The sequence below is a fragment of the Corynebacterium sp. HMSC06D04 genome, assembly GCF_001807315.1.
Taxonomy (GTDB): Bacteria; Actinomycetota; Actinomycetes; order Mycobacteriales; family Mycobacteriaceae; genus Corynebacterium; species Corynebacterium simulans.
In genome coordinates this window covers 1-5,284 of record NZ_KV788539.1, presented here as the reverse complement: position 1 = coordinate 5,284, position 5,284 = coordinate 1, and the positions used below count along the sequence as shown (strand labels likewise).

The following is a 5,284-nucleotide window of genomic DNA, read 5'->3' as shown; positions in this document are numbered from 1 at the left end:
TGTGTTTATTGTTTTATGTCGGCGGTAACTTACTCTCCCACAACCTCCCGGTTGCAGTACCATCAGCGCGGGCAGGCTTAGCTTCCGGGTTCGGAATGGGTCCGGGCGTTTCCCTGCCGCTATTAACCACCGACAAACTTTCGGGGCTGTGTTGCCCTTTAGTGTTGTGTCAGATACTGCATAGTGGACGCGTGCATGACGTAATCATCATTTTTTGTTTGTGTGTTGCACATTGTGTGTGTTTGTTTTGGTCTATTAGTACCAGTAGACTTCACATCTTGCGATGCTTCCATGTCTGGCCTATCAACCCCATAGTCTTTAGGGGACCTCGAATGAAACCTCATCTTAAAACAGGCTTCCCGCTTAGATGCTTTCAGCGGTTATCCCTTCCGTACGTAGCCAACCAGCGATGCCCCTGGCGGAACAACTGGCACACTAGAGGTACGTCCGTCCCGGTCCTCTCGTACTAGGGACAGCCTTCTTCAAGTTTCAACGCGCGCGGCGGATAGAGACCGAACTGTCTCACGACGTTCTGAACCCAGCTCGCGTGCCGCTTTAATGGGCGAACAGCCCAACCCTTGGGACCTACTCCAGCCCCAGGATGCGACGAGCCGACATCGAGGTGCCAAACCATCCCGTCGATATGGACTCTTGGGGAAGATCAGCCTGTTATCCCCGGGGTACCTTTTATCCGTTGAGCGACACCACATCCACAAGTAGGTGCCGGATCACTAGTCCCGACTTTCGTCCCTGTTCGAGCTGTCACTCTCACAGTCAAGCTCCCTTGTGCACTTACACTCACCACCTGATTGCCAACCAGGCTGAGGGAACCTTTGGGCGCCTCCGTTACATTTTGGGAGGCAACCGCCCCAGTTAAACTACCCACCAGGCACTGTCCCCAACCCAGATCATGGGCCAAGGTTAAGGTATCCAATCCGATCAGAGTGGTATTTCAACAACGACTCCACCACCACTGGCGTGATAGCTTCACAGTCTCCCACCTATCCTACACAAACCGAACCGAACACCAATACCAAGCTATAGTGAAGGTCCCGGGGTCTTTTCGTCCTGCCGCGCGTAACGAGCATCTTTACTCGTAGTGCAATTTCACCGGGCCTGTGGTTGAGACAGCAGGGGAGTCGTTACGCCATTCGTGCAGGTCGGAACTTACCCGACAAGGAATTTCGCTACCTTAGGATGGTTATAGTTACCACCGCCGTTTACTGGGGCTTAAATTCTCAGCTTCGCCCATCAAAGATGAGCTAACCGGTCCTCTTAACCTTCCAGCACCGGGCAGGCGTCAGTCCATATACATCAACTTAACGTCTTCGCATGGACCTGTGTTTTTGATAAACAGTCGCTCCCCTCTATTCTCTGCGACCCCACAACGCTTATCACCGCAAGAGTGTTAACGCCATGTGGTCCCCCTTCTCCCGAAGTTACGGGGGCATTTTGCCGAGTTCCTTAACCACAGTTCACCCGAACGCCTTAGTATTTTCAACCTGACTACCTGTGTCGGTTTGGGGTACGGGCCGAGTATATACATCGCTAGAGGCTTTTCTCGACAGTACGGGATCACCAACTTCACCAATTAAGGCTACGCATCACGTCTCACATAAAAGGATGCGGATTTACCTACACCCCAAGCTACACGCTTACACCAACAATCCAGTAAGTGGCATGGCTACCCCACTGTGTCACCCCATCGCTTGAACCACACATCAGGCCCCACGACGCACACCAACCAACAACACAAAGTGTCATCGGAAGGTGCTTGTGGTGGTTAGTATCAGTGCTTTATCAGGGGCGCATATACTCGGGTACCAGAATATCAACTGGTTATCCATCGACTACGCCTGTCGGCCTCGCCTTAGGTCCCGACTCACCCTGGGAAGACGAACTTGACCCAGGAACCCTTAGTCATCCGGCGGGAAGGATTCTCACCTTCCAATTCGTTACTCATGCCTGCATTCTCACTCGCACACACTCCACGCCTCCTTACGGTAACGCTTCAACACGTGCACGACGCTCCCCTACCCAATAACAAAAATTATTGCCGCGGCTTCGGCGGTGTGCTTGAGCCCCACTACATTGTCGGCGCAGAACCACTCGACCAGTGAGCTATTACGCACTCTTTCAAGGATGGCTGCTTCTAAGCCAACCTCCTGGCTGTCTTCGCGATCCCACATCCTTTTCCACTTAGCACACCCTTAGGGGCCTTAACCGGCGATCTGGGCTGTTTCCCTCTCGACTATGAAGCTTATCCCCCACAGTCTCACTGCCGCACAACACATTAATGGCATTCGGAGTTTGGCTGACATTGCTAAGATTGTAGTCCCGCTCAACCAACCAGTAGCTCTACCTCCACCAAGCTAATGCGACGCTGCACCTAAATGCATTTCGGGGAGAACCAGCTATCACGGAGTTTGATTGGCCTTTCACCCCTACCCACAGCTCATCCCCGCAGTTTTCAACCTACGTGGGTTCGCGCCTCCACAGCATCTTACTGCTGCTTCACACTGGCCATGGGTAGATCACCCCGCTTCGGGTCCAGGACATGCCACTTGACACCCCATTAGGATTCGGTTTCCCTACGGCTACCCCACACGGGTTAACCTCGCGACATGCCGCTGACTCGCAGGCTCATTCTTCAAAAGGCACGCCATCACACACAAACGGTGCTCTGACGGATTGTAAGCACATGGTTTCAGGAACTATTTCACTCCCCTCCCGGGGTACTTTTCACCATTCCCTCACGGTACTATCCACTATCGGTCACACTGAGTATTTAGGCTTACCGGGTGGTCCCGGCAGATTCACAGCAGATTCCACGAGCCCGCTGCTACTCGGGCAACTTGACAACCCCATCATCAATGTCTTCAGCTACAGGACTATCACCCTCTACGGCAGGCGTTTCCACACCACTTCACCTAACACCAACAACAAGACGCAACGATGGTAGTCGCTGCACATCAAGGCCCACAACACCGCACACACAACCCCTACCAAGTATCACATGCACACGGTTTAGCCTCATCCACGTTCGTTCGCCACTACTAGCAGAATCATTATTATTTTCTTCTCCTACGGGTACTGAGATGTTTCACTTCCCCGCGTTGCCCCCACAACAGCTATGAATTCACTGAAGGGTAACACTCCATAACAAGTGCCAGGTTTCCCCATTCGGACATCCTCGGATCAACGCTTAATTGACAACTCCCCGAGGCTTAACGCAGCCTTTCACGTCCTTCATCGGCTCAGCATGCCAAGGCATCCACCATGCGCCCTAAATAACGAACACACAACCAACACAACAACAAGAAACAAAGCAAACAGCCCGTTCCTTAACTATCGTGCTGGCGTGAACTACACAAAACACAAAAGAATAAAGAAATTACACACCCAAACAACCATGCCTACAAAAAGCATCATCATTTGGGGATGCTCGCGTCCACTATACAGTTCTCACACAACACCCCAACCACCAACAACAACCACACAACAAACCATGATTGCGTCAGCAACTAGGCAACACCAGGACAATAATGCCCCAGACACCCAACAATGCACCAAGTACTAAAAAATCTATTTCCACACTATGTATATAACGACTAACTGTTCTTGTTTAAGGTGTGTCTCCACCCGATTAAACAATATCGTTGGCAGCACAACACATGTGCACTCAACCAACACACCCACAACTGTGGGCAAAATAATGCTCCTTAGAAAGGAGGTGATCCAGCCGCACCTTCCGGTACGGCTACCTTGTTACGACTTCGTCCCAATCGCCGATCCCACCTTCGACAGCTCCCTAACGAGTTTGAGCCACTGGCTTCGGGTGTTACCAACTTTCATGACGTGACGGGCGGTGTGTACAAGGCCCGGGAACGTATTCACCGCAGCATTGCTGATCTGCGATTACTAGCGACTCCGACTTCATGGGGTCGAGTTGCAGACCCCAATCCGAACTAAGGCCGGCTTTCAGCGATTCGCTCCACCTCACAGTGTCGCTGCGCGTTGTACCGACCATTGTAGCATGTGTGAAGCCCTGGACATAAGGGGCATGATGATTTGACGTCATCCCCACCTTCCTCCGAGTTGACCCCGGCAGTCTCTCATGAGTCCCCAACCAAATGCTGGCAACATAAGACAAGGGTTGCGCTCGTTGCGGGACTTAACCCAACATCTCACGACACGAGCTGACGACAACCATGCACCACCTGTATAACGACCACAAAGGGAAACTACATCTCTGCAGCGATCCGCTATATGTCAAGCCCAGGTAAGGTTCTTCGCGTTGCATCGAATTAATCCACATGCTCCGCCGCTTGTGCGGGCCCCCGTCAATTCCTTTGAGTTTTAGCCTTGCGGCCGTACTCCCCAGGCGGGGCGCTTAATGCGTTAGCTACGGCACAGAAGACGTGGAAGCCCCCTACACCTAGCGCCCACCGTTTACGGCATGGACTACCAGGGTATCTAATCCTGTTCGCTACCCATGCTTTCGCTCCTCAGCGTCAGTTACTGCCCAGAGACCTGCCTTCGCCATCGGTGTTCCTCCTGATATCTGCGCATTTCACCGCTACACCAGGAATTCCAGTCTCCCCTACAGCACTCAAGTCAGCCCGTATCGCCTGCACGCCCGGAGTTAAGCCCCGGAATTTCACAGACGACGCGACAAACCACCTACGAGCTCTTTACGCCCAGTAATTCCGGACAACGCTCGCACCCTACGTATTACCGCGGCTGCTGGCACGTAGTTAGCCGGTGCTTCTTATACAGGTACCGTCACAAAAGCTTCGTCCCTGTCGAAAGGAGTTTACAACCCGAAGGCCTTCATCCCCCACGCGGCGTCGCTGCATCAGGCTTCCGCCCATTGTGCAATATTCCCCACTGCTGCCTCCCGTAGGAGTCTGGGCCGTATCTCAGTCCCAATGTGGCCGTCCACCCTCTCAGGCCGGCTACCCGTCGACGCCTTGGTAGGCCATTACCCCACCAACAAGCTGATAGGCCGCGAGCTCATCTTGCACCGAAAAAACTTTCCACAACTGACACTAAACAGCTGTCCTATCCGGTATTAGACCCAGTTTCCCAAGCTTATCCCGAAGTGCAAGGCAGATCACCCACGTGTTACTCACCCGTTCGCCACTCGAGTACCCCAGCAAGCTGAGGCCTTTCCGTTCGACTTGCATGTGTTAAGCACGCCGCCAGCGTTCGTCCTGAGCCAGGATCAAACTCTCCACAAAAAAATTTCAGCACAAAAGCCAAAAATCAGGCCGTGAAAAGC

The 5,284-nt window shown here is 52.8% G+C and carries 3 rRNA genes; all 3 read right to left on the bottom strand.

Features of this window, described 5'->3' with window-relative positions:
- Nucleotides 1-16: 16 nt before the first annotated feature.
- The 3 genes from rrf to HMPREF3155_RS05080 all read right to left on the bottom strand — a co-directional run bounded on the left by rrf (nt 17) and on the right by HMPREF3155_RS05080 (nt 5,243).
- Nucleotides 17-134 (bottom strand): 5S ribosomal RNA (gene rrf, locus HMPREF3155_RS05090).
- Between the two features lie 102 nt (nt 135-236).
- Nucleotides 237-3,301, bottom strand: a 23S ribosomal RNA gene (locus HMPREF3155_RS05085).
- A 425-nt stretch (nt 3,302-3,726) separates the two neighbouring features.
- Nucleotides 3,727-5,243: ribosomal RNA gene (locus tag HMPREF3155_RS05080) — 16S ribosomal RNA — on the bottom strand.
- Together the 16S, 23S and 5S rRNA genes form the textbook arrangement of a ribosomal RNA operon.
- Nucleotides 5,244-5,284: the final 41 nt, after the last annotated feature.